22 protein-coding genes and 3 tRNA genes are annotated in these 23,343 nt (G+C 42.2%); 14 read left to right on the forward strand and 11 right to left on the reverse strand.

What is annotated here, in order from left to right; all coding sequences use genetic code 11:
- The first annotated feature begins 226 nt into the window (after positions 1-226).
- From FTU66_RS03240 to FTU66_RS03255, 4 genes are all read left to right on the forward strand, one after another.
- Positions 227-2,068 carry a long-chain-acyl-CoA synthetase gene (locus FTU66_RS03240; RefSeq protein WP_180112292.1) on the forward strand — a complete coding sequence of 614 codons (1,842 nt, stop codon included), beginning with the start codon at positions 227-229 and terminating at the stop codon, positions 2,066-2,068.
- 194 nt (positions 2,069-2,262) lie between these two features.
- Positions 2,263-2,338 (forward strand) — tRNA-Lys (locus FTU66_RS03245).
- 21 nt (positions 2,339-2,359) lie between these two features.
- A tRNA-Lys gene (locus FTU66_RS03250) sits at positions 2,360-2,435 on the forward strand.
- A 52-nt stretch (positions 2,436-2,487) separates the two neighbouring features.
- A tRNA-Lys gene (locus FTU66_RS03255) sits at positions 2,488-2,563 on the forward strand.
- A 261-nt stretch (positions 2,564-2,824) separates the two neighbouring features.
- Here the strand turns inward: FTU66_RS03255 and FTU66_RS03260 are convergent.
- Positions 2,825-3,397, reverse strand: coding sequence for a hypothetical protein (locus tag FTU66_RS03260; protein WP_180112293.1), 573 nt, complete (start codon positions 3,395-3,397; stop codon positions 2,825-2,827).
- A 318-nt stretch (positions 3,398-3,715) separates the two neighbouring features.
- Between FTU66_RS03260 and FTU66_RS03265 the strand changes: the two genes are divergently transcribed.
- Positions 3,716-3,982: a PspC domain-containing protein gene (locus tag FTU66_RS03265; RefSeq protein ID WP_180112294.1), complete on the forward strand. Its 267-nt coding sequence runs from the start codon at positions 3,716-3,718 to the stop codon at positions 3,980-3,982.
- A gap of 238 nt (positions 3,983-4,220) precedes the next feature.
- On the opposite strand, the gene FTU66_RS03270 is transcribed toward FTU66_RS03265, so the two are convergent.
- Positions 4,221-5,324, reverse strand: a complete 1,104-nt coding sequence (locus tag FTU66_RS03270) for an HPP family protein (protein WP_180112295.1) — start codon at positions 5,322-5,324, stop codon at positions 4,221-4,223.
- 202 nt (positions 5,325-5,526) lie between these two features.
- On the opposite strand from FTU66_RS03270, the gene glyQ reads away from it, so the two are divergent.
- From glyQ to FTU66_RS03295, 5 genes are all read left to right on the forward strand, one after another.
- On the forward strand, positions 5,527-6,513 hold the full coding sequence (glyQ, locus tag FTU66_RS03275) for a glycine--tRNA ligase subunit alpha (RefSeq protein ID WP_004976017.1): 987 nt from the start codon (positions 5,527-5,529) through the stop codon (positions 6,511-6,513).
- The gene (gene glyS / locus FTU66_RS03280; RefSeq protein ID WP_180112296.1) at positions 6,513-8,582 is read left to right on the forward strand and encodes a glycine--tRNA ligase subunit beta; all 2,070 of its coding nucleotides are present in this window, start codon (positions 6,513-6,515) and stop codon (positions 8,580-8,582) included. The genes glyQ and glyS overlap by 1 nt, the downstream gene beginning before the upstream one ends.
- A gap of 71 nt (positions 8,583-8,653) precedes the next feature.
- Positions 8,654-9,610 (forward strand): COG2958 family protein, encoded by a 957-nt coding sequence (locus FTU66_RS03285; protein ID WP_180112297.1) that lies wholly within the window; start codon positions 8,654-8,656, stop codon positions 9,608-9,610.
- A gap of 59 nt (positions 9,611-9,669) precedes the next feature.
- A complete protein-coding gene (locus FTU66_RS03290) occupies positions 9,670-10,059 on the forward strand; it encodes a hypothetical protein (protein ID WP_168417537.1) in 390 nt (129 codons plus the stop codon).
- Between the two features lie 428 nt (positions 10,060-10,487).
- Complete coding sequence (locus FTU66_RS03295; RefSeq protein WP_168525235.1) at positions 10,488-11,015, forward strand: hypothetical protein; 528 nt, start codon at positions 10,488-10,490, stop codon at positions 11,013-11,015.
- A gap of 47 nt (positions 11,016-11,062) precedes the next feature.
- Here the strand turns inward: FTU66_RS03295 and FTU66_RS03300 are convergent, their stop codons facing one another.
- Together FTU66_RS03300 and FTU66_RS03305 are read right to left on the reverse strand one after the other, a co-directional pair.
- Positions 11,063-11,263: a hypothetical protein gene (locus FTU66_RS03300; protein ID WP_168460379.1), complete on the reverse strand. Its 201-nt coding sequence runs from the start codon at positions 11,261-11,263 to the stop codon at positions 11,063-11,065.
- Positions 11,264-11,383: 120 nt separating this feature from the next.
- Entirely contained in the window at positions 11,384-12,652 is a 1,269-nt protein-coding gene (locus FTU66_RS03305; protein ID WP_168460381.1) for a hypothetical protein, read from the reverse strand.
- Between the two features lie 120 nt (positions 12,653-12,772).
- Between FTU66_RS03305 and FTU66_RS03310 the strand changes: the two genes are divergently transcribed.
- Both FTU66_RS03310 and FTU66_RS03315 read left to right on the forward strand, forming a co-directional pair.
- Positions 12,773-13,549, forward strand: a complete 777-nt coding sequence (locus FTU66_RS03310) for a class I SAM-dependent methyltransferase (RefSeq protein ID WP_180112298.1) — start codon at positions 12,773-12,775, stop codon at positions 13,547-13,549.
- A gap of 41 nt (positions 13,550-13,590) precedes the next feature.
- Entirely contained in the window at positions 13,591-14,142 is a 552-nt protein-coding gene (locus FTU66_RS03315; RefSeq protein ID WP_180112299.1) for a hypothetical protein, read from the forward strand.
- A gap of 6 nt (positions 14,143-14,148) precedes the next feature.
- On the opposite strand, the gene FTU66_RS03320 is transcribed toward FTU66_RS03315, so the two are convergent.
- A complete protein-coding gene (locus tag FTU66_RS03320) occupies positions 14,149-15,351 on the reverse strand; it encodes a TIGR03862 family flavoprotein (protein WP_180112300.1) in 1,203 nt (400 codons plus the stop codon).
- 6 nt (positions 15,352-15,357) lie between these two features.
- Entirely contained in the window at positions 15,358-16,050 is a 693-nt protein-coding gene (locus FTU66_RS03325; RefSeq protein ID WP_257222052.1) for a tRNA (guanine-N(7)-)-methyltransferase, read from the reverse strand.
- An 85-nt stretch (positions 16,051-16,135) separates the two neighbouring features.
- Here FTU66_RS03325 and FTU66_RS03330 point away from each other — a divergent pair, with 85 nt between their 5' ends.
- A complete protein-coding gene (locus FTU66_RS03330; protein WP_019836038.1) occupies positions 16,136-16,309 on the forward strand; it encodes a DNA gyrase inhibitor YacG in 174 nt (57 codons plus the stop codon).
- Between the two features lie 434 nt (positions 16,310-16,743).
- Here the strand turns inward: FTU66_RS03330 and FTU66_RS03335 are convergent, their stop codons facing one another.
- From FTU66_RS03335 to FTU66_RS03355, 5 genes are all read right to left on the reverse strand, one after another.
- Positions 16,744-17,388 (reverse strand): MBL fold metallo-hydrolase, encoded by a 645-nt coding sequence (locus tag FTU66_RS03335; protein WP_180112302.1) that lies wholly within the window; start codon positions 17,386-17,388, stop codon positions 16,744-16,746.
- Between the two features lie 18 nt (positions 17,389-17,406).
- Positions 17,407-18,420, reverse strand: a complete 1,014-nt coding sequence (gene hemH, locus FTU66_RS03340) for a ferrochelatase (protein WP_104852985.1) — start codon at positions 18,418-18,420, stop codon at positions 17,407-17,409.
- Between the two features lie 65 nt (positions 18,421-18,485).
- A complete protein-coding gene (locus tag FTU66_RS03345) occupies positions 18,486-19,514 on the reverse strand; it encodes a DUF4062 domain-containing protein (protein ID WP_096901324.1) in 1,029 nt (342 codons plus the stop codon).
- An 85-nt stretch (positions 19,515-19,599) separates the two neighbouring features.
- A complete protein-coding gene (murI, locus tag FTU66_RS03350) occupies positions 19,600-20,475 on the reverse strand; it encodes a glutamate racemase (RefSeq protein WP_004975969.1) in 876 nt (291 codons plus the stop codon).
- 46 nt (positions 20,476-20,521) lie between these two features.
- Positions 20,522-21,133, reverse strand: coding sequence for a DUF1285 domain-containing protein (locus FTU66_RS03355; RefSeq protein ID WP_004975967.1), 612 nt, complete (start codon positions 21,131-21,133; stop codon positions 20,522-20,524).
- A 195-nt stretch (positions 21,134-21,328) separates the two neighbouring features.
- Here FTU66_RS03355 and FTU66_RS03360 point away from each other — a divergent pair, with 195 nt between their 5' ends.
- Complete coding sequence (locus FTU66_RS03360) at positions 21,329-23,041, forward strand: electron transfer flavoprotein-ubiquinone oxidoreductase (protein WP_004975965.1); 1,713 nt, start codon at positions 21,329-21,331, stop codon at positions 23,039-23,041.
- Positions 23,042-23,343: the final 302 nt, after the last annotated feature.

Here is a 23,343-nt window from a genome sequence, read left to right on the forward strand (position 1 = left end):
GTCATTTTAATGGCTGGATTTTTTTTGCTACTTTAGAGCCAACGCGGTGCTGACTTAAATTTAAGCGAGCTAATTTGAACTTAGGTGTTTTTGATTTTTAACAGCTTTTATAAAAACATCAGTCAAAGCTAAAAATTAGGTTGATTGCACTAGGACTTAGGGATTACAAAACAACAAGACGTGATGCTGTGCAGATGCAACGGATGATGACAAAAACAGGATTCTTATGAACCAGATGACAAAAAGCGATTTAATTGGCTTAACGGATGTTGCGGCAAAAATTCCGCAGTTTATGACTAAAGTGCCTCACCTGATCACAGGGTTAAAGCAAGCCTATTTACGCACACCCAACACGCCTGCAGGCTTAGGTCTAGCATTTGAAAAAGCCGTGCATCGTAACCCGCATGGCTGTGCACTAGTGTTTGAAGATCAGCTGTACAGCTATTTACAGCTCAATGCTTGGGCCAACCAAATTGCCCATTACTATTTAAGCATAGGTGCACGTAAAGGTGATGTCATTGCGGTGATGTTGGAAAATCGCCCTGAATTAATTGCCAGTGTCATTGGCTTAGCAAAAATTGGCGTTACCGTGGCTTTGGTCAATACCGCACAAGTTGCCAAAGTTTTGGCGCACAGCATCAATTTAGTCAAACCAATTTCCGTGATTGTGGGGGAAGAATGTCGTCAAGCCGTTGCCGATATTCGCCAAGAACTTGAGCTTACAGAAAATCGACTGTATTGGTTTGCAGATCAAAATACCCGTACCGATGCTGGCACTGCCCCTGAAGGTTTTCAAAATTTAGCGCAATGCATTGCATCATTCCCAAGCTTTAACCCTGCCACCACACAGTCAGTACAGGGCAAAGATGGGCTGTTTTATATCTATACCTCAGGTACAACAGGCTTACCTAAAGCTGTGATTTTCACCAATAGCCGTTGGACGTTGGCTTATGGTACCTATGGTCATGTCTTGGGTTTAAATCAGGATGATGTGATGTACTGCACTCTGCCGCTGTACCACGCCACAGGCATTGTGGTGTGCTGGTGTGGCGTAATTGCAGGCAGTGCCACCTTTGCCATCCGTAGAAAATACTCCACTTCATGCTTCTGGCAAGATGTACACAAATTCAATGCCTCTGCGATTGGCTATGTGGGCGAATTGTGCCGTTATTTAATGGATGCGCCTGCTTCTGATTTAGAGCGTGGGCATCGTGTGACCAAAATGATTGGCAATGGCATGCGTCCTAATATTTGGAGCAAATTCAAAACACGCTTTGGCGTTCAGGAAATTCTGGAACTGTATGCGTCTAGCGAAGGCAACGTCGGCTTTAGCAATGTGTTTAACTTTGACAACACGGTTGGTTTTTCACCGACACCTTATGCGGTCATTCAGTTTGATAAAGAAAAAAATGAACCCGTACGCGATGCCAAAGGCAAATGCATGAAAGTCAAAAAAGGCGAAGTCGGCTTATTGATTGGAAAAATCACCCGTCGCTCACCGTTTGATGGCTACACCGACCCTGAAAAAAACAAGGCGGTGATGATGCAAAACGTGTTTAAACAAGGCGATGCCTACTTTAACACGGGCGATTTAGTCCGCGACATTGGCTTCCGCCACGCCCAGTTTGTTGATCGTTTAGGTGATACCTTCCGCTGGAAAGGTGAGAACGTATCCACCACAGAAGTAGAAAACATTGTCAGTGACTATGAAAAAATTGCTGAAGCTGTCGTGTATGGCGTTGAAATCCCACATACCAATGGTCGTGCAGGTATGGCTGCGATTACCTTAAACGAAGGCTGCCAGTTAGATGAACAAGACTTGCGTCAAATGCTGGTGGAGTTTAAAAAAGCAATGCCCGCTTATGCAGTACCCGTTTTTTTACGCATTCAAAAGCAAATGCAAACCACAGGTACATTTAAATATCAGAAGAACACCCTGAAAACTCAAGGTTTTGATTTAAAACAGTGTGATGAAAAAATTCTGGTGTTATTGCCAAACCAATCTGCTTATTGCGAGCTGACCCAAGAAATTTACGACAATATTCAACAGTATCAATATCGCTTCTAAGCCACTATGTTGCCTATTTTTTGATTAGATACGACAAATTTGTTGCATTTATAATCAAACATAGGCAACTTTTTTATTTTTTACTTGCGCTCGCTTCATATCTTGCTACAATACGCTCCATCAAACGAAGTGGTGCTTAAAACCCTCTGGTTTTTCTTGCACTTCACAATCAAGCCTGCTTGATTGCTGGTTCAGGGTCGTTAGCTCAGTCGGTAGAGCAGCGGACTTTTAATCCGTTGGTCCCGCGTTCGAATCGCGGACGACCCACCATTTCCTTGATCAACCTTAGATGGGTCGTTAGCTCAGTCGGTAGAGCAGCGGACTTTTAATCCGTTGGTCCCGCGTTCGAATCGCGGACGACCCACCATCTTCTTCAAGGTTGATACTTTAAAAATGATCAGCGTCATTTTTACTCCTCTGGGTCGTTAGCTCAGTCGGTAGAGCAGCGGACTTTTAATCCGTTGGTCCCGCGTTCGAATCGCGGACGACCCACCATTCCTTCTAAAAAATCTTTAAATTACCAGTCATCACAGCACTGTTCTGTGGATCGTGCAGTTTCGTAATTTACTATAGAATTCCCGTATTCTGCCCTGTTTGACTAACACTTTTATCCACTACACCTTGCTCAATTCAGTTGTAGACGATGTGCCATCATTGATAAATCATACTTTACACATCCCAAATAAAAACTTGATGTAAAAAAACAAAAGCCCAAAAGTTTTTCACGAATGGGCTAAGAATTGAATGAGCGAATAATTAACTTGCTCTGATTAAATGATAGTTTTGCGAAGGTAAGGGATTGCTTTTAAAGTATTCACGATTATTTTCTGTTGCAATCGCAATTTTGTTTTTATCCATAATTAAATTATGGTCTTGATCAACATTATAGTAAAAGTTCACCCCAGAGGCGCGTGCCACCACAATTTGATGCGCGTCTTCATCATAGAACCATAAATCTTTGCGGTATTTTTTTTTATTGTCGTAACTGATTTGCCCCGCATTGACAAAAATACGATGCGCTGTCCCATCAGGCAATAAGGTCAGAATATAATCGACTTTTCCGCTTTCGCACATAACAAACTTATCTTCACAGCTAATCTGAATAGTATAGCGTCCCACATAAGTCAGATGATTTTCGGGAATATGATGTTCTGTTGCAGCCGTTAGCATGGGTGCGGTTGCCTGCCCTGCCACCTCAGTCAGTCTTTTGGTTTCTACCTGTTCTGTATATTTTTGCACTGCAGCTTGCTCAAGTTGTGAATCATCGCATCCAAGCAATGCCACTGCACTCCATATAGAAACTGCGCAAATATTTAATTTAGCCGACACACTATCCCTCATATAGAGTGACCAGACCGAGTATTCAGTCCTATTCAAACCACCGAATAGACAGCTCAATGTAAGCCATGCTTTTCCTCAATCCTTTGTGGTCAAGCGCTTACTCTGCCCATTGCTTCTTTACGATATTTTAGGTGGATGCTGGTTTAAGCAACACCAAAAGTTACATAACTTTACTAATTGCTTTGCCACCGCCCTTTAAAAAACCCAAGTGCATCACCATTTTTATTCTATAGACAGATGATGTGCTGTAAACCTAAACCTCAGCCTGTATTTATTTTGAATTTTAGATCTCTCAAGGAGAATTAGATGGCCAATGTTGGTTTATATCGCTCAAACCGCTCAAATATGATTGCTGGGGTTATGGGTGGTATTGCTGAACGTTTTGGTTGGAACGCAAATTTACTGCGCTTAATTTTTGTGATTGTTTCCGTGATGAGTGCTGCCTTTCCAGGCATTTTGGTGTATTTGGTGTTGTGGTTGGTGATCCCTAAACAAAACCAGTCGAATACAGCAAACTATACTCAGGGCTACACAAGACCTGTGCGCACAGTCTATCCTGATCAAGACCGATAAACGGTATTGAAATTTGAAAGACTGACCATATTTAAAGATTCATAGGCTTGAATCGTTTACCGATTCACTCTTAGACACCACCCTATTCACACAACTTTCTTCTTTTTCGCTACGATTGCTCCCCCAAGCATCGTAGCTTTTTTTTGCCTTGCAGCCTGCACCATATTTTAGAATGTCACAGCAGTTTAGTGTTTTCAAAATTGAGTCATGTTGAATGCGCATCGACAATGCGAGTCTATTAATTGGTCTTTACAGCAAGCTGTTGATTCAAGACTGCAATCATATCGGCACGGCTAATAATCCCCACCAAACGCTGCTGATCTACCACAGGAATATAGTTAAAAGAACGCTCGACAAAGTACGGCACAAGGTCTTGAATACTTTGTTGCGGTTGCACCGTGACCACTTGGCGCAACATGATATGTTTCACCTGATGTTTCCAGCTATACGGTAAATCTGTTGCGTGTTTAAACCATTCCACTACTTCATACAGCGCCAAAGTTCCCACCAAATGTTGCTCTGTATCAATGACAGGTAAACTCATTAAATTCATGTGTTTGAATTTTTCTAAAGCACTGTGAATATCATCATCTTGGTGCAAACTGACTACATCTTTACTCATAATATCAGCACAAGTCAGTGCTTGAGTTTGTCGTTCACTGGCTTTGTGCTGCGCTTCTAAAATGATTTTTTGTAAGTCATATTCACTAATATCTAACAACTGGGTTTGTGCATCTAAAACATCTTGAATATCTTGCGGCTGAATAGTGGCTTTTTGAGTAGGCGTTGGGTCTTGGGTACGTTGATTCAACTGTGGCGTTTGAGGATAAGGCTTACCAATCATACGGTTAAATACAATTGCAATCACCATCAGCAAAACTGAATTGAGCAGCACAGGATAAAAAATAAAGTGATAACCCAACTCACGCACAGCATCTCCACCAAGTACTGCGGTAATGGCCACTGCTCCACTCGGTGGATGTAGCGAATCGGTGGTCATCATCAAGAAAATAGATAAAGCCACAGCCACACTAAAGGCTTCGGTTAAATTTGGAATATATAAAGCACAGCTCACGCCCATAATTGCTGCAATACTGTTCCCAACTACAATATTCCACGGCTGCGCCAAAGGACTGGCAGGCACAGCAAACAACAATACCGAAGATGCACCCATTGGCGCGATATACCATGCGTTAATATCGCCCAATACCCACCAACTAATCAGGGAAGATAATGCCAAACCCAATAATGCGCCCAAACCACAAAGTAGGCGTTCTTTTAACGGCAATACTTTAAAATTGGGTTTCAGCGTATTCAGCCAATCAAGTTGTGAATGAAACACGGGCAGGCAATCCAGTGGTGACAATTGGACAAGATTATAAGGCAATCATTTAGTAATGATGTATTTGTTTTATATCTTTCATTTATCAGTGAATTTGTAAAACCCCAAACAACCAACCGCTAGTTGTGCTTTAACCTTTGCCAGCACCCCGCAAAATCCTTATAATTGAGCACAATTTTTCTCTAATTTTAAGTGGATGACCATGAGTCGCGCCATATCGCATATTGATACCTTTCAAGGCTTAATTCTTGCCTTACAAAACTACTGGGCGGAGCAAGGCTGCGTCGTTTTACAACCTTACGATATGGAAATGGGGGCAGGGACATTCCACACTGCAACTTTCCTACGTGCTTTAGGTCCAGAAACATGGAACGCGGCGTATGTACAACCATCTCGCCGCCCTAAAGATGGTCGTTATGGCGAAAACCCGAACCGCTTACAACACTACTATCAATTTCAGGTGGTGCTGAAACCAAACCCAGACAACATCCAACAATTGTATTTAGATTCTTTAAAAGCAATTGGAATTGACCCATTGGTGCATGACATTCGCTTTGTAGAGGATAACTGGGAATCTCCAACACTTGGCGCTTGGGGCTTAGGTTGGGAAGTATGGCTAAACGGCATGGAAGTGACTCAGTTTACTTACTTCCAGCAAGTCGGTGGTGTTGAATGCTACCCTGTAACAGGCGAAATCACCTATGGTCTTGAACGTCTGGCAATGTACCTGCAAGGTGTAGATTCAGTTTACGACTTGGTTTGGACTAAAGGACAGTTTGGTACAGTCACTTATGGTGATGTGTTTCATCAAAATGAAGTTGAACAATCGACCTATAACTTTGAATACGCACCTGTAGAAAAAATGTTTGAACTGTTTGACTTCTATGAAGTAGAAGCGAGCCGTTTAATTGCAGCAGAATTACCATTACCTGCTTATGAGCAAGTGATTAAAGCATCTCACTGCTTTAACCTGTTGGATGCGCGCGGTGCAATTTCTGTGACTGAACGTCAGCGTTATATTTTACGTGTTCGTACTTTGGCACGTTCTATTGCACAAAGTTATGTGGCTGCACGTGCAAAATTAGGCTTCCCAATGGCTGAACCGCATTTACGCGATGAAGTCTTGGCACAATTAAAAGCACAGGTTGAAGCGGAAGCCAAAGCGCAAAATACTGAGGAAAGCAAATAATGTCTAAACATACAGTTTTATTTGAACTCGGTTGCGAAGAACTCCCACCGAAAAGCTTAAAAACCTTACGTGATGCACTACTTGCAGAAACTGAAAAAGGTTTGAAAGATGCAGGCTTGGCTTTTGATGCAATTGAAGCCTATGCAGCACCACGTCGCTTGGCACTTAAAATTGCTAATGTCGATGCCGCACAAGCAGACACACAAAAACGCTTTGACGGCCCTGCTGTTCAAGCTGCTTACGATGCCGAAGGCAAACCAACCAAAGCCCTTGAAGGCTTTATGCGCGGTCAAGGTATTACGGTTGATCAGGTTTCTACTTTCCAAGCAGGTAAAGTTGAAAAAGTGTGCTACTTAAAAGACGTGAAAGGTCAAAGCCTTGATGCGTTATTGCCACACATTTTACAAACAGCATTGGACAACCTGCCAATTGCAAAACGTATGCGTTCTGCTGCAAGCCGTACTGAATTTGTGCGCCCAGTAAAATGGGTCGTTTTACTTAAAGATCATCAAGTAATTGAAGCAACGATTCAAGACCATCAGGCAGCTAATGTCACTTATGGTCACCGCTTCCATGCCCCTGAAGCAATCAGACTACAACACGCCAATGACTATTTAGATGCGTTACGTGCAGCTAAAGTCATTGCGTCTTTTGAAGAACGTCAAGGAATTATCGACCAACAAGTAAAAGCGTTGGCAGATGAAGTCAATGCAATTGCGATTGTGCCTAGTGACCTACGGGATGAAGTGACTGCATTGGTAGAATGGCCTGTTGCACTACGTGCCAGCTTCGAAGAACGCTTCCTTGCCGTTCCTCAAGAAGCCCTGATCACTACCATGCAGGATAACCAGAAGTATTTCTGTCTGGTGAATGCTGAAAACAAATTACAGCCTTACTTCATTACCGTTTCAAACATTGAGTCTAAAGATCCGACTCAAATTATTGAAGGTAATGAGAAAGTGGTTCGTCCACGTCTGTCAGATGCTGAGTTCTTCTTCCTGCAAGACCAGAAACAGCCATTAGCTTCTCGTAAAGAGAAACTGGCCAACATGGTATTCCAGGCACAACTGGGTACTTTGTGGAACAAGTCTGAACGTATTGCTAAACTGGCTGTCGCACTTGCTCCGATTACGGGTGCAAAAGCTGAAGATGCTGAAAAAGCTGCTTTGCTTGCAAAATGTGACTTAACGTCTGAGCTTGTGGGTGAATTCCCAGAACTACAAGGGATTGCGGGAACTTATTACGCACGTCTTGAAGGTGAAAATAACGAAGTTGCAGAAGCATTGGGTGAACAATACTTACCTAAATTCGCTGGCGATGTTCTTCCAAAAACCAAAACAGGCACGACCATTGCCCTTGCAGACCGTTTAGACACGCTCACAGGTATTTTTGGTATTGGTCAAGCACCGACAGGTTCTAAAGACCCATTTGCATTGCGTCGTTCTGCCATTGGTATTTTACGCCTTGTGACCGAAAACGGTTTAGATGTTTCAATTGAAGACTTAATCAAGCTAGCTTTGGCTGCTTATGGCGATGTATTGAAAGATCACGACAAGACTTTGGCAGATGCTGTTGCATTCCTTGAAGGTCGTTACCGTGCTAAATATGAAGACCAAGGCGTTGCGGTAGATGTGATTCAAGCCGTTCAAGCTTTATCACCAAAATCTCCACTTGATTTTGATAAGCGTGTGACTGCGGTGAATCATTTCCGTAGTTTGCCTGAAGCTGCTGCTTTGGCTGCTGCCAACAAACGTGTTGCCAACATTTTAGCCAAAGAAACTGCGCCTGAAGGAAGCGTCATTGAAGCAAACTTGGTGGAAGATGCAGAAAAAGCATTATTCGCTGAACTATCAAAAATCACACCTGTGGTTGAGCCATTATTGGCAGCAAAAGATTACACCACTGCACTCTCTCAATTGGCAGCATTACGTGCGCCAGTAGATGCGTTCTTTGACAATGTGATGGTCATGGCTGATGATGCTGAATTGAAAGCCAACCGTTTACGTTTACTGGCACAGTTACGTGGCTTATTTACACGTGTTGCAGATGTAAGTGTGTTGCAGCACTAAAGTCTTAATTGCTTGTAAAATAAAAGAAACCCCGCTATTTTGATAGTGGGGTTTTTTATATAATTATGAAGATGAAACTATCACAACCACAAAAAGTCGCGGAATTTTTAAAAGCACATCCAACTCAAAAATTCACTGCTCGAGAAATTGCTCTAGGGATAACAAAGCTTTATCCAAATGACTACCTAGAAAAAAGAAGCAATTCACGATTTTCGAATGAAGAAGATTTTTTAAATCAAGTTATTGCTGAAATAGGTGCACATAAAAAAGCAATCCTGAAAATCGAGCCAAAAATTCAAATGCAAGACAAGCCTAGACCGCGCTTGTATTGGTTTGAACAAAATAACATCCCCTTACCTGATTTAGATAATTCAGAAAATATTCCTCTCGATGATGAGCAAGAAGTAGTATCTACTCCAACGTATAAAGTACTCTCAGAACATGATTTATATCCTGTTCTCATCGAATATTTGTCTAAAGAGCTAAACCTCTATAGCCTGAGAATTGATGAAAAAAAGTCTTCAAATAATCGAGGACAAAATGGTAATCAATGGTTACACCCTGATATTGTTGCTATACAGCCTATTGATAAAAAGTGGCATGAACTAGTGAAGACCTGCGTTAAACATGGTTCAGGTCAGAATGTTCGGCTTTGGTCATTCGAGGTAAAAAAAGAACTAAATAACTCAAATATTAGAAGTAGCTTTTTCCAAGCTGTTAGTAATTCAAGTTGGGCAAATGAAGGATATTTAGTTGCGACCTCAATTTCTACCAATGAAGTTGAAGAAGAACTGCGTATGCTTTCAGCTTTACATGGTATAGGTGTAATTTTACTCAATCCAGAAAATCCAACTGAAAGTGAAATCTTACTTCCTGCTCGCCGAAGACCCGAAGTGGATTGGCAATCAATAAATCGAATTTTAAATGAAAATTCAGACTTTAAAAATTTTATCGAATTGGTCTCAATTTATTACCAAACTGGCCGTATTCGCACACAAGATTGGAATCGTTTAATCACTGAGCTATAGTCATTTTCCAACTGATTCCCTATACTCAACCTAACAACACTCAACAAGAAAACAAGCTTATGAAACTTAAAACACTCATTTTATCGGGTTTAACTTGCCTTTCTCTTAGTGCGTGTACCTCTGCACCTGTTATTCCGCAGCTCACAGCAGGTGTTTTACAAGAAGTGAAAAACATTGAAGTTTACCCAGACACCGTAAACAACAGTGCAAAACTCACTAAATTTATTGATAAATGCGTTATTGAATTTACAGGTACACTCAAGGCAGGTCGCTCAATCGAGCAATGGGCATTTAAAGGCAACACTTTAATTTCAGCAGGTTCTGCAACTTTTGCCCAAGACGGCACCAGCACTGCACAGCACTTTGACTTGCACGATGCTACGGTACAAAAAAACTTCATTACCTTGCGCAGTCACTTTCATAAAGATGCACTTGCACAATGCAACTAATTTAAAACGAAACTGAATGTATCCTGATGTAGCAAGATTGTGTGACTTTTAACACAAACCCGCCATCTTCAGATATTTCAAATTATGATAATCATGCAGTGCAGTCCAATACTGCCCTGCTTTAAAACTCGCCAGAGTAACAAGACCCACAAATTATTGTGGGTCTTTCTATTTATGCTCTGCTTATGATCTGCATAAATTGCACTTAGAAACACCAAATGATTCAAACGCATGTTCAATCGTCACCCGAAAGACAATTAAACTTGCGAGAAGCAAACAGTATTTGTCATGTATTCTTTATACAATCCTCAACAACATCACCACATAGCGCGTGAAGGTTTTAATTTTAAGATGGGTACTGCCAAGAATCCTCATCTACATTCAAGCTTTCAGTAGCCACCACACTGCGTATTTAAAGAGGCCAACACATGAATAAAATCAGTTTCGGTATTGCCATTGGATTATTGCTCAGCAGTGCTGCTGTATGTGCGCAAAACAGTTCTGAACCTACACAAGACAATCAAAGCCACAAACCGATTCGCCCTTATGCAGACAATCCAAATTTATTACACGTCTGGGCTTATAAAACTCAGGAAGGTGTGATTCAGGCTGCACAAAAAGTGGGTGAAGTCACAGAAAAAGGCATTGAGAAAATTCGTCCATCGGCACATCAGGCTTTAGACAATGCCAAAACTTTGGGCAGTCAGGGTGCAGCGCAAGCCAAGCAAACAGGGCAGCAACTGGCGGGTCAGGTCAATAATAAAATTCAGGAAACCAAAGAAGTGATTACAGGGCAAAGTGATCAAGCCGTGCCGATCTATCAAGCGCCATTAAGTACACCATCACAAAATGTAACGCCTGCGCCAACCACTACAACGCCACAGACACAGGAAGCACAGACTCAGGCTGCCCCAAGTGACGAATCTGAAGAAGAAATTAAAGTGATTAAACTATAAAAATATTGGATTGATGATTTGCTTTAAAATTATAAAAAAGCCTGCAATTATTCTGCAGGCTTATTCATGTGAAAACGAATAGAGTTTTGTATTTGTCGGAACACATATAGGCTAAGCCCAAGTAATACCAACACAGCTAAAGCAAAGAATAAATAGGCTTTAGGCTCTGGCGCATCGACAAAAGCCGTTGCAGATACAATTAAACTGAACAATAAAACAAGCACAGCAGGCATTAACAACTTGGTCATACACACTACCCTTGGAATGATCAATAAAACAAGGTTTCAAGACCATCTTAGCCCAATGGCAAAACAATACAAGTGTCTAAAATTTAAACCATAGAAATTAAGGCTTTAAAACTTTGCAGACTACTGTTCAAGTTCTAGAGTAAATTTGGCAGTATCTGGTAAATCTTCTACAAAGTCGTTGCCGCCAAACTCATCGCTGCTCAGGTTTAAATCCTTATAACTCAAGACAAAATAGTCGCTATATTTTTTCAGTATTAAGGGATGCATGCCTGCCGCAAGCGCATCTTGCTCTTTGCATAATTTCATGACATGACGATCATTCATACTAATTAAGTAGCGCTCATCGTTTAGATAAATTTGTACCAAGCCACTGCCTTTGGCATAAATCGGAATCAAAAATTTATGGTTTAAGGCAATTGCATTTGCTGCATAGCTCTCAATTTTTTGGCTGATGATGTTAAACACCAAACCATGACCAAAATGATCGAGCAATACATTCCGATTTTCATACGGTAACTGGATTTGCAGACCCAATTTGTTTAGGTCGTGCTGATCGACCTGTTTATTGCTCAATAAAGAACGAATCAGATTCTGTTTCAGCTTGGCATCAAAGAAATTACTGTCTAACTGTAAGTTATTGTATTTTAGAATACGACCTAAAGACCAACGGTGATTCGGTAATACATTTTCAATCACTTTACGGTAGTAAAACTTACTGTTCTTTTTCACCTTGCGAATTTTTTGGTAAAAAAACGGCGCATCAAATGGATGGGTTAAAAAGTCATTTAACAATTCTGAGTTGGCCAAAATCGCAATCGCATCATGCCCTGTAAATGGCAAATGCAAGGTATGTAAATGTGGAATTAATGGCTGTATTTTTAAATAATGCCCACGATCTTCTGGGTAGTATTGGTCATAAACCACAATATATTCACGCTGTGCCGATACATCCTGCGCTTGAATACGCATATTGGCATTCACATCGGCATGGTAAAACATATTGTAGCGTGCGTCGTGAATATCTTCAGGGTCAATCGAGTACTGCGGCACCAAAGCCACAATGCGGTTTAAATCCAGTAAATTAGAATACTTAATTGCCGCATAGCCTCCCATAGAGCCGCCATAGCCGACACGGACTTTAAACGGGGCAATGAGCTCTTGAATGGCTGCCAACATGGCACGCATAGATGCTTCAGGAAACCATGATTTTTCCTTTGGCATCACCCCAATCACATTAAAATGAAACTTTTCCAGTGATTTTTCGGCGTTAATAGACGTTCCTTTGGCACGAGTGATTAAATCGCCAAAAGAAAAAATCAGCTCCTGAGATGAGCCTTTCATGAAAATAGCGCGGATATGTCCGTCTTCAAAAATTATGTGTTTGTCCATTCCCACACCGGCGCCAAGGCGCTGAATTAAACCGTTACTTTAAACTTGAATACACGTTACGCAAGTTCAAAAGTGAATATGTTATTTTATAGATGCACAGCAGATTAAAAATCGCAAAATATGACACAATCTCTACATCCTGCCGCACAACAAGGCTTTGGTTCTGGTGCAAGCCTATACCAACAAGTTCGCCCCAGTTACCCGCAAGAAGTCGATACTTTCCTGCAAGATCAGCTCAAAGTTCTACCCAATAGCCATATTGTAGACTTGGGTTCTGGCACAGGAAAGTTCCTGCCGCATTTGCTCAAACTAACAACGCAGCTTACAGCAGTTGAACCCATTGCTAGCATGTTAACTGAATTACGCCAACTTTACCCACAAGTTGCAACCGTTCAGGCACGAAGTGAGCAATTGCCCTTGCCTGCCCAATGTGCTGATTTAGTCAGCTGCGCACAATCTTTTCATTGGTTTGCCAATCTACAAAGTTTAAAGGAAATTCATCGTATCTTAAAACCTCAAGCTCACTTGTTACTCATCTGGAATCAGCGTGATATTTCAGTGAATTGGGTCAATGCCCTCGCAGAAATGATTCTCCCTTTTGAGGGCGATACACCACGCTTTCACAATCAAGACTGGCGTCAGGTCTTTGCAGATACAGATTTATTCCAACTTTGCCACGAACAGCAATTTCACCACACGCATGTTGGCACAGTCGAGCAAGTAGTTTCCAAGCGTCTGCTTTCGACCAGTTTTATCGCTGCAATGCCTGCCGCTCAGCAACAACAACTCAAAACACAATTTGAACAATTGGTACTGGAATACACCGGACTATATGCGCAAGATACAATTGAATTTCCTTATTGTACCCATGTGTTTATCTATCAAAAAAATGGGTAAAACCAAGCCATAAAAATCAACCAAAAAAGGAGCACATTTCAATGCAGATTACTTTCAAACACGCCCTTGCTCCCATGCTGATCGGTCTGGCTTTGAGTCTAACTGCCTGCGAACAGAAAAATGTTGAGCATGCAGACCAACTCAGCCCTGAAGATCAAATCATGCAAAATCAGGTTGAACAGGCTGCAATTCAGCCCTTTGAAATGACCGCAGATGACCCGCATGACATTCAATTGCTGACCGATTATGAACAGCGTCACGAGCAAATGAGTGAAGATATGTTAGATGAATTGGAGCGTTTGCATGAAGCCAAGCAACTTGATGAAGCCTTTGCACAGAGCCGCCTACAGGACAATATGCAATCTGCCTTAGCCATGCTGAAAGACTTAGATTTAAAAACCCCTCAAGGGCGCTATATTCAAGGTTTGATGAGCAATTATTGGGAACAACAAGCAGCTTATCTAAGCAGCCAAACATCTACAGCAACTTATCCAATTCGTGCAGAACAGCGCCAACAAGGTTTGCAAGATTTATTGCAGGCACAGCAACAACTTGAACATTGGCGTGAGCAATATCCTCAGCTTGATGAATAATGCATTTTAGGGATGTTGCTGTAAATACTGATGCACCCCTTCAGCAGCAGCACGGCCAGTGGCAAAACAGGCTGTTAGCAAATAACCACCTGTCGGAGCATCCCAATCCAGCATTTCACCACAAAGGAAAACCTGAGGATTAGAATTCAACTGTAATTGCGGTGACAATACCTCACGCTTCACCCCACCCGCACAGCTAATTGCTTCTTCAATCGGCCGAAAGCCTTTTAAAGGCACTTTTAGTTTTTTAATCTGCTGCGCCAATCGTTGCGGTTGTTGCCAAAGTGTTTTATCCACCAGTTCACGTACAATCGCAGCCTTTGCGACATCCAGTCCCGCCTTGCGCCATAGATTACTTAACGACTGTTTTTTAGAGGGTTGTAACTTTTGACTGAGTTGCTCAATGCTTAAATCGGGCAATAAATCTAGATATAACTGCATTGGTTGCTGTGCTTGCTGTAACTGTCGAAGCGCACGCCCCTGCTTATAAATTAGGCCACTTTCCAAACCATAATGGCTGATCACAATATCGCCCATGCTCGGCTCAGTACCTTCCACCCATGCCTGCACACGTTTTAAAGGCTGCCCCAATACAGGCTGCATATAGCTTGACCAGTGACATTCCACCCCAGCATTGCTGGCTTGAAAAGGCTGAATTTCATTGGCAGACAACCAACGCTGCCATGCACCATCGCTACCCAGTTTTGACCAAGATACCGCACCGCATGCCATCACAATTGCAGCAAATTGCTGCTGCTCAGTTTGTACCTTAGTTAAATTTAAAATACTGAGTTGATTGTGTTTTAAATCACACACCTGATGTCGATAATGAAATTGCACACCTGCATCGGCTAAACGCTTTAACCAAGCACGCAGTAAAGGGGCAGCTTTCATTTCTTGTGGAAAAATCCGCCCCGATGAACCTACATAAGACTGAATCCCTAAACCCTGCATCCAGTTTTGAATCCATGTGGCATCCCATTGCTGAATCCACGGCGCCAACCATTCTGCCTGATCATAACGCTGAATAAATTGTGCAACTGGTTCGGCATGTGAAATATTCAGCCCCGTTTTGCCTGCCATCAAAAATTTACGTGCTGCCGAAGGTTTTTGCTCATAGACATGCACCTCATAGGCATACTGACTCAGCACTTCGGCAGCCATTAAGCCAGCAGGGCCTGCACCAATAATTGCAATGCGCTGTTTCATGCCTATTTACTCAGCAACTGAGCTTGAGTCTGCGGAAGATTTTGTTTCAACTGAAGTCGGTGTTAAAGTTGGCTGCTGTCCTTGCAAAGGCTGAAAATCATCAAAACGGGTTGTATAAGCGGCAGGTTTGCTGATCTGCAGTTCCTGACAACGCTCGCCACGTGCTAAATATTTGATTTCAAAGTGAGTGCGTGCTGAATCTACTGGAACATCCTGCTGAATAAATGGCAATTTCCACACTTCGATCAGCTGCTGCCGTGCTTCTGCAATATATTCAGGAATATTACTCACCAAAGTAATGCTGCCGCCTGCTTTTAAGCGTGACAATAAAAACTCAAAAAACGGCATATTCAACCAACGCTGGGTGGCATTATGCGGTTCTGGGTTCGGATATAAAATAAAGAATTGCTCAACTTGAGCAGGAAATAAAGCATGCACAATCCACGGAATGGCATCGGCATGTACTATTTGTAAGTTACGCTGACCTTCAAGTTGATGCTGTTTTTGCATCGCCACAAATTTTTCGCGGGTACGCTCAATCGCAATTAATTTTTTAACAGGATGTTGTCCACTAAATAATAAAGCATGCTTGCCTTTACCCGCACCAATTTCAACACAAACCGATTCATTGGCAATGGCTTGAAAATCACGAGGGGCATGCATACGCTGGGCTTGAAATTGACGAATTGGCATAATCAGATCAAACTTACAAAATTCGGCACAAGTCTACCAACTCAGGTGCTATTTGCATAATCCAATCCTGTATTTTTCATAGGAGTTCAGCATGCCTCGTACTTTTCCTTGCCCACGTTGTGGCGAATCTACACAATGGGAAGACAATCCTTTTCGTCCATTTTGTTCTGAGCGTTGCAAGCTCATTGATTTAGGTGCGTGGGCAAATGATGAATATCGTTTACCCACCCAAGATGCTCCGCAAGCAGAAAACTCTGAGGAATAAGCAATAAATTTCCACGCCAAATATTGCCTAAAACTACACACAGTTTCATGGAATTTTTCACATTTTTAGAAAAATTATTCAAAATTTAGTTATTCTATAATTGCTTTCAGCAGAATTAGCACAGGTTATACTTTGCACTATTCGTGACTCCGTCACTGCACATAACAATAAAGAAAGCAAAAAATAACCTAGGAACATTTCACCATGGAAATCATGTTAAAAGGAATTGTAATGCTGTGTATTTTACTCTCTACCAGCAGTTTAGGCTTTGGACTGTACGCGCATGATTTACTCATGCTGTGCATAGGCATCTTACTGACAATTTTCACAATGCTGTTTGCAATTGAAAGCAAACAAATGCTGAATAATCCCTTTCGCAAATAAAAAAGTCAGCGACTGCTGACTTTTTCTTAAAGCATAAATACACACTGCTTTTAACCTGCTTGCCCTGCTACAAACGGGTTATGCTGTTTTTCAAAACCAATGGTGCTGATTGGCCCATGCCCCGAAATAAACTGGGTGTCATCAGGCAAACTAAAACACTCGCGCTGAATTGAATCTAGCAATTGTTGATGATTCCCACGTGGAAAATCGGTGCGTCCAATCGAGCCTTTAAATAGCACATCGCCTGTCCACAAGACGCCATATTTTGCATTATAAAACATCACATGGCCTGGGGTATGCCCTGGTGCATAACGCACTTCAAAGCTTTCTTGACCGAATTGCAGCACTTCACCACCCTCTAACCACTGTGTAACCGTGACTTGTTCAGGGATAGGAAAACCATAACGTGCAGACACTTCTTGCAGTTGATCTAACCAAAAAGCATCTTCTTTCTGTGGACCAATCACAGGAACATTCCAGTAATGTTGCAACGCACCAACAGCCCCCGCATGGTCTAAATGTCCATGAGTGAGCCACAAAGCTTTCACCGTTAAACCCAACGCTTCAACTTCGGCTTTCAGCTTTTCAGGCTCACCGCCTGCATCAATCAAAATTGCTTCTTTGCTTTCTGCATCCCACACAATCGAGCAGTTTTGCTGAAAAGCGGTGACGGGAACAATTTTGACTTGCAACATGGTGGCGAACCTCAAAAATTAATGGCTTAGGTTAAGCTTTACAGCATCAAGATTAGCTTGAAGTAAATGTTTGAGCAAATCCAAATGATCGGCACGGGTATTCAGTGCAGGAATATAGGCATATTCTTTGCCACCTGCTTGTAAAAACAATTCTGCGTTTTGAATCGCCAATTCTTCTAGCGTTTCCAAACAATCTGCAGAAAAAGCAGGACTCATAATTTGCACCGACTTCACGCCCTGCTGTCCCCATTCTTCAAGTAAGACATCGGTATAGGGTTTGACCCATTCTTGTTTGCCAAAACGTGACTGGAAGCTAATTGCCCACTGATCATCATTTAAATTTAAAGCATCGGCAAGCAATTTGGCCGTGATCCGACAACGCTCTGCATACGGATCACCCTTATCGGCATACGGCTGTGGAATGCCATGAAACGACATCAATAATTTTTCTGCCACACCATGCTCGGCTTGAAATTCACGCACACTTTGCGCCAACGCCTGAATGTATAAAGGATGCTGATAATAATCACGAATGATGGATAAGCCCGGCAAATTACGCTGCTGTGGCACCCATTTGGCAACGGCATCATATAAAGGTGCAGTCGAAGTTGCCGAATATTGTGGAAATAAAGGGAACAAAATCACGTGATCTTGAGGATTTTGACTCAAAGCTGCCAAAGCCTGTTGAATACCCGGATTGCCATAGGTCATTACCGGTAGAATATTCAATTCAAACTCAGGATATAGCGGCAATAACTGCTGTTTTAAAGCATCAACCTGTTGCAACAAAATTTCCCGCATCGGTGAATCTTGCTGCCAGACCATGGCATAAGCATGTGCAACACGCTTAGGACGAAATGGCAAAATGAATAAGTTCAAAATGATTTGCCAAATCGGTTTTGGAATTTCAATCACGCGCTGATCAGACAAAAACTGCTTTAAAAAACGGCGAACCGCTGCTGCAGTCGGTTCATCAGGCGTACCTAAATTGGCTAAAAGAACGGTTACTTTGGGTTTTGCTGTAGACAACATTCAGCCCTCGTGTCTGATGATTGAGCCCGACTACTTTAACAGTTTTTTCACTCTGTATTGAGAGATTAATACGGTGTTTTAAATGAATAAACCCGATCGGTATCTAGCAAATTGCTCTCTAAAAGTTTTTGCGCTTTTGCCGTGGTTTGCCACAACATCCGCTGACGATCATCACGCCCCGCCTGCACAATCCAGTCATTTTGACGCATTTGCATTTTAATCTGATGCAAGGCCCGAATATTGATTTGGGCACGTGCAACTGCATGCGCACGTGGCATGATCCGACGTGCATCCTCCAAACCAGTTTCATTCAAATATTCATTCATGCGTTTCGAAAAATATTCTTCAGGGGTTGGATGAATAAAAGTATTGCCTAAAATTGCCAACAACTGCGCCCAACTTAAACTTCGCTCAACTTTCAGCTCTCTAAAGTTACCATCCTGATAGGCATGCATGCGATATTCAAAACGATATGATTCATTCATCGACACTTTAGATACGCTTAGAAACGGGTCTGCTTCGCGCTGTCCCACATCGGTTTCCAGCTGACGTAACTTACTTTTTAAACGTTCAATTTCATCATGCAAAGCTTGTGTATTTTGCGGGCGCACCCAACCAGAAGTCGGATAACGTTCTAGCATTTGCGACATATTAAAGCGGACAGCAAGCTCTAAATCACGCAGAGTGCGGTAGCTAAACACCTGATCGACTTCTTGTTGTAATAATTTACGGAACTCTTTGAATTTTTCACGCAATTCAGGTTTTTCATCATGTAAAGATGAATCACGTGAATCTGGGTCTTCGTGCATAAATACAATGATCGGCTTTTGCTTGGTGACTGCATAAATATACTCTAAATGCATATACCCCACGCCCGACACCGATTGCTCACCGTACTGGCTGCCCAATAGAATCACCACATAATCACAATCATCAATTTGACGGCGTGCAAATGCAGTGCTGAGTGGGGTACGTTGTTCTAAACCCCACGAAAAAAAACCCATTCCCACCAATGTTTGTGCCAAGATCACTCGTTCTGGCTGCATATCTGCCCCAGACGTCGAGATAAAGACCTGATAGCGCTTATCGAGCATTGGTTTCCCCTCTCCTATTGCCATTACAAGTCGGTCACCGTCTACTTGTAATGCCTTTCCCCAATCATAAAAAATTATCTTAAAGTCAGTCCACAGTACTCACATTTGCGATACTCCAAGAAATATTGCCTGGAATAAGATGCTGCAACACGGGCTTTAATTGTTCTGCATTGTTCCCGCTGACATAACACGCAATTTGTAAAGTATCTGCCAAACTTTGTTCAAATAATAACTCATTTTTAATTAAAATGCGGGAAGTTTGACGCGCAACGGCAATTCCTGAGTCAATTAATGTCAGTTTCTGACCAAAAATGGACTCAATCGCAGGTTTTAGGAAAGGATAATGGGTACAACCGAGCACCAAATAGTCCGCGCCCTGATCGACCACAGGTTGCAAACTCTGCTGTAAGGAACTTAAACATGCCTCACTCATTTGCGCCCCTTGCTCAACAAAAGGCACTAAATCTAGATTGGTGACATTCAAGACTTGCACTTGAGCAGGAATCGCAAAACGCTGCATCACATCTTTAATAAGTTGTCCGCGAAAAGTCGCAGGCGTCGCAAGTACAGCCACAGTTTTGCTTTGGCTATTTAATACGGCAGGCTTTAAAGCAGGCACTAAACCAATAATGGGAAAATCTTCGCCGTAATGATCGCGCAGATAATCTAGACTAAAAGCAGAAGCAGTATTACACGCCACGACCGCAACTTTACAACCTTGTCGATATAACCATTCGATTGCAGCTGCAGTGAGTTCTCGAATATTTTGATCATCACGTGGGCCATACGGCACATGTGCAGTATCGGCATAATAAAGGATGCGTTCATTGGGCAAATATTCTGCAATTTCAATGGCAACTGACAAGCCTCCTATGCCCGAATCAAAAATACCAATTGGCGCACTGGCTTGTGCTTTTGGCATGGCTTGATTTAAGGGAGAAACAGGATGAATGGCTGTCATAGCAAGAGATTCAGCAATACAAAATGGGATGAATAAAGCTTAAACCTCAGCTGCTTAAATGCAAGTGCAAATCACCACTTTTCAACGATAAAATCGTTTCGCCCTGCGCATTTTCACTCAGCTCGCCCAATTCCACCAAATGTAAAAAAGCCGCACGCTGAATCAGGGCATTAATACCAAAACGCACATGCACATAAGGACGCAGCTCACCTGCATATTCACGCATAAAAATAGGATGCTCGGCATCAACAATCACAATATCCTGATGTGTAGTGATAAGTTGAATATAATTTTGCTGTCCGATTTCGACCACATCAACCTGATTGATGAACAAAGGCTCATCTTCTACCTGGATTTCAATTTGTTCCACTGGGGTTTTTAAATAAAACTTGCCCTGCTCTTTCCATAACACACTAGAAAACAGATCAACCAATGCCTGACGTTTGATCAATTGACCTTCGTGCCACCATTCTCCATTGGCTTTGACCAGCAAATCCATTGCTCCACAATGCTTTGGATGCCATTGCTCCAAAGGAGGGATTGATCTTTTGTGACCTGACTGTCCAGTTTTTATATATTGTGCAATGTGCATTAAATTTTTATTATCAGCCGTAGCTACATTTTCTGTCGGTTTGATTGAATTATCGTCATGCTTCATGCTGCAGTACCTTACTGACGGAAAAATAATACGATTCAGCCAATTGGCTAAGACTCGGTTTAAAACTATACTAGCTCACAATACTTACCCATACTGTAAAAGACACGATTAAATTTGTGTCTGGCAACTAAAAATACTCATGGCAGCACCGTTGCTTGATGCGGTTGCCACCTTCAATTATATGAGGAGTCCTACATGGAACACATCGAACGTGAATCGATGGAGTTTGACGTAGTCATCGTAGGCGCAGGCCCTGCGGGTCTTTCTGCTGCGATCAAAATTCGTCAACTTGCAATTGAAAACAATTTAAATGATCTGTCCGTTTGTGTGGTCGAAAAAGGCTCTGAAGTTGGTGCGCATATCCTTTCGGGTGCAATTCTTGAGCCTCGCGCCATCAACGAGTTATTTCCTAACTGGAAAGAAGAAGGTGCGCCTTTAAATGTGCCTGTGACTGAAGATAAAACTTTCTTCTTGATGTCACCTGAAAAAGCTCAGCAAGCACCGCATTGGATGGTGCCTAAAACCATGCATAACGATGGTAACTACGTGATCTCGTTAGGCAACGTGGTGCGTTGGTTAGGTCAAAAAGCCGAAGAATTAGAAGTTTCTATTTTCCCTGGCTTTGCGGCATCTGAAATTCTTTACCATGCCGATGGTACGGTTAAAGGCATCCAAACTGGTGACATGGGCATTGGTAAAGATGGCGAGCCAACGCATAACTTCACACCGGGTTATGAACTACATGCCAAATACACCATTTTCGCAGAAGGCTGTCGTGGTCATTTAGGTAAGCGTTTAATCCAGCAATTCAATTTGGATAAAGATGCCGATCCGCAACACTACGGGATTGGTATTAAAGAACTTTGGGAAATTGACCCTGCAAAACACAAACCAGGTTTAGTCATGCACGGTGCAGGCTGGCCATTAAGTGAAACAGGTTCTTCAGGCGGTTGGTGGTTATACCACGCAGAAAACAACCAAGTGACTTTGGGTATGATTGTGGACTTGTCGTATACCAACCCACACATGTATCCATTTATGGAAATGCAGCGCTGGAAAACTCACCCTCTAATTAAACAGTATCTAGAAGGCGGCAAGCGTATTTCTTATGGTGCACGTGCTGTGACCAAAGGTGGCTTTAACTCATTGCCAAAATTCACCTTCCCAGGTGGTTCTTTAATTGGTGATGATGCAGGCTTCTTAAACTTTGCCAAAATCAAAGGCTCTCATACCGCCATGAAGTCTGGCATGCTTTGCGGTGAAGCAGTATTTGAAGCGATTGCTGCAGGTGTCGCAAAAGGCGGTGACTTGGCGATTGCTCGCGTAACTGAAGGCGAAGATTTCTTTGTGAAAGAGCTAACGGCTTACACTGAAAAATTCAACAACAGCTGGCTGAAAGAAGAACTTTATAGCGCACGTAACTTTGGCCCTGCAATGCATAAGTTTGGTCAATGGATGGGTGGTGCGTTTAACTTTATCGACCAGAACGTGTTTAAAGTACCATTTACTTTGCATGATTTAGTGCCTGATTTCAGCGCACTCAAAACTGTAGATGCAACCAGCTTTAAACCGAACTATCCAAAACCAGATGGCAAGCTGACTTTTGACCGTTTATCTTCAGTGTTCGTATCGAATACCGTACATGAAGAAAATCAGCCAGCACACTTAAAGTTGACAGATACCTCTATTCCAGTGAACGTAAACTTACCTAAATGGGATGAGCCTGCACAGCGCTACTGCCCTGCGGGTGTTTATGAAATCATGGAAAATGATGATGGTTCAAAACGCTTCCAGATTAACGCAGCCAACTGTGTTCACTGTAAGACTTGTGACATTAAAGACCCATCACAGAACATCACTTGGGTAACACCTGAAGGTGGCGGTGGTCCGAATTACCCGAATATGTAATTGCGAATCGCAATTGAGAAACCCAAAAGCAGTGCCTCGGCACTGCTTTTTTTATACACAGTTTACAAAATTACCAAGGTCTCATAATCCCTTACATTTTTCAGGTATTTCTCTATTCAAAAGCAGGCGATTGAATAACTTTCCTTGTTATGCTGTTTTTGCTTATTTTTTATCTTTTCTATTTTTAGTTTTTTATTTCGTTTTTTTCAGACTTGAACAACCGAAAATGTTGTTTTGTCAGCTTTTATACAATGCTATTCGGCATTTTATGCAGCACTTAGCACGGTAGCAAAATGTTGTAG

Source organism: Acinetobacter sp. YH12131, assembly GCF_013418635.1.
GTDB lineage: Bacteria > Pseudomonadota > Gammaproteobacteria > Pseudomonadales > Moraxellaceae > Acinetobacter > Acinetobacter towneri.

What these genes read in the sequence shown, in the direction of transcription:
- FTU66_RS03240 (WP_180112292.1), top strand. Translation starts at nt 227, where the DNA reads ATGAACCAGATGACAAAAAGCGATTTAATTGGCTTAACGGATGTTGCG.
- FTU66_RS03265 (WP_180112294.1), top strand. Translation starts at nt 3,716, where the DNA reads ATGGCCAATGTTGGTTTATATCGCTCAAACCGCTCAAATATGATTGCT.
- glyQ (WP_004976017.1), top strand. Translation starts at nt 5,527, where the DNA reads ATGAGTCGCGCCATATCGCATATTGATACCTTTCAAGGCTTAATTCTT.
- glyS (WP_180112296.1), top strand. Translation starts at nt 6,513, where the DNA reads ATGTCTAAACATACAGTTTTATTTGAACTCGGTTGCGAAGAACTCCCA.
- FTU66_RS03285 (WP_180112297.1), top strand. Translation starts at nt 8,654, where the DNA reads ATGAAACTATCACAACCACAAAAAGTCGCGGAATTTTTAAAAGCACAT.
- FTU66_RS03290 (WP_168417537.1), top strand. Translation starts at nt 9,670, where the DNA reads ATGAAACTTAAAACACTCATTTTATCGGGTTTAACTTGCCTTTCTCTT.
- FTU66_RS03295 (WP_168525235.1), top strand. Translation starts at nt 10,488, where the DNA reads ATGAATAAAATCAGTTTCGGTATTGCCATTGGATTATTGCTCAGCAGT.
- FTU66_RS03300 (WP_168460379.1), bottom strand. Translation starts at nt 11,263, where the DNA reads ATGACCAAGTTGTTAATGCCTGCTGTGCTTGTTTTATTGTTCAGTTTA.
- FTU66_RS03305 (WP_168460381.1), bottom strand. Translation starts at nt 12,652, where the DNA reads ATGGACAAACACATAATTTTTGAAGACGGACATATCCGCGCTATTTTC.
- FTU66_RS03310 (WP_180112298.1), top strand. Translation starts at nt 12,773, where the DNA reads ATGACACAATCTCTACATCCTGCCGCACAACAAGGCTTTGGTTCTGGT.
- FTU66_RS03315 (WP_180112299.1), top strand. Translation starts at nt 13,591, where the DNA reads ATGCAGATTACTTTCAAACACGCCCTTGCTCCCATGCTGATCGGTCTG.
- FTU66_RS03320 (WP_180112300.1), bottom strand. Translation starts at nt 15,351, where the DNA reads ATGAAACAGCGCATTGCAATTATTGGTGCAGGCCCTGCTGGCTTAATG.
- FTU66_RS03330 (WP_019836038.1), top strand. Translation starts at nt 16,136, where the DNA reads ATGCCTCGTACTTTTCCTTGCCCACGTTGTGGCGAATCTACACAATGG.
- FTU66_RS03335 (WP_180112302.1), bottom strand. Translation starts at nt 17,388, where the DNA reads ATGTTGCAAGTCAAAATTGTTCCCGTCACCGCTTTTCAGCAAAACTGC.
- hemH (WP_104852985.1), bottom strand. Translation starts at nt 18,420, where the DNA reads ATGTTGTCTACAGCAAAACCCAAAGTAACCGTTCTTTTAGCCAATTTA.
- FTU66_RS03345 (WP_096901324.1), bottom strand. Translation starts at nt 19,514, where the DNA reads ATGCTCGATAAGCGCTATCAGGTCTTTATCTCGACGTCTGGGGCAGAT.
- murI (WP_004975969.1), bottom strand. Translation starts at nt 20,475, where the DNA reads ATGACAGCCATTCATCCTGTTTCTCCCTTAAATCAAGCCATGCCAAAA.
- FTU66_RS03355 (WP_004975967.1), bottom strand. Translation starts at nt 21,133, where the DNA reads ATGAAGCATGACGATAATTCAATCAAACCGACAGAAAATGTAGCTACG.
- FTU66_RS03360 (WP_004975965.1), top strand. Translation starts at nt 21,329, where the DNA reads ATGGAACACATCGAACGTGAATCGATGGAGTTTGACGTAGTCATCGTA.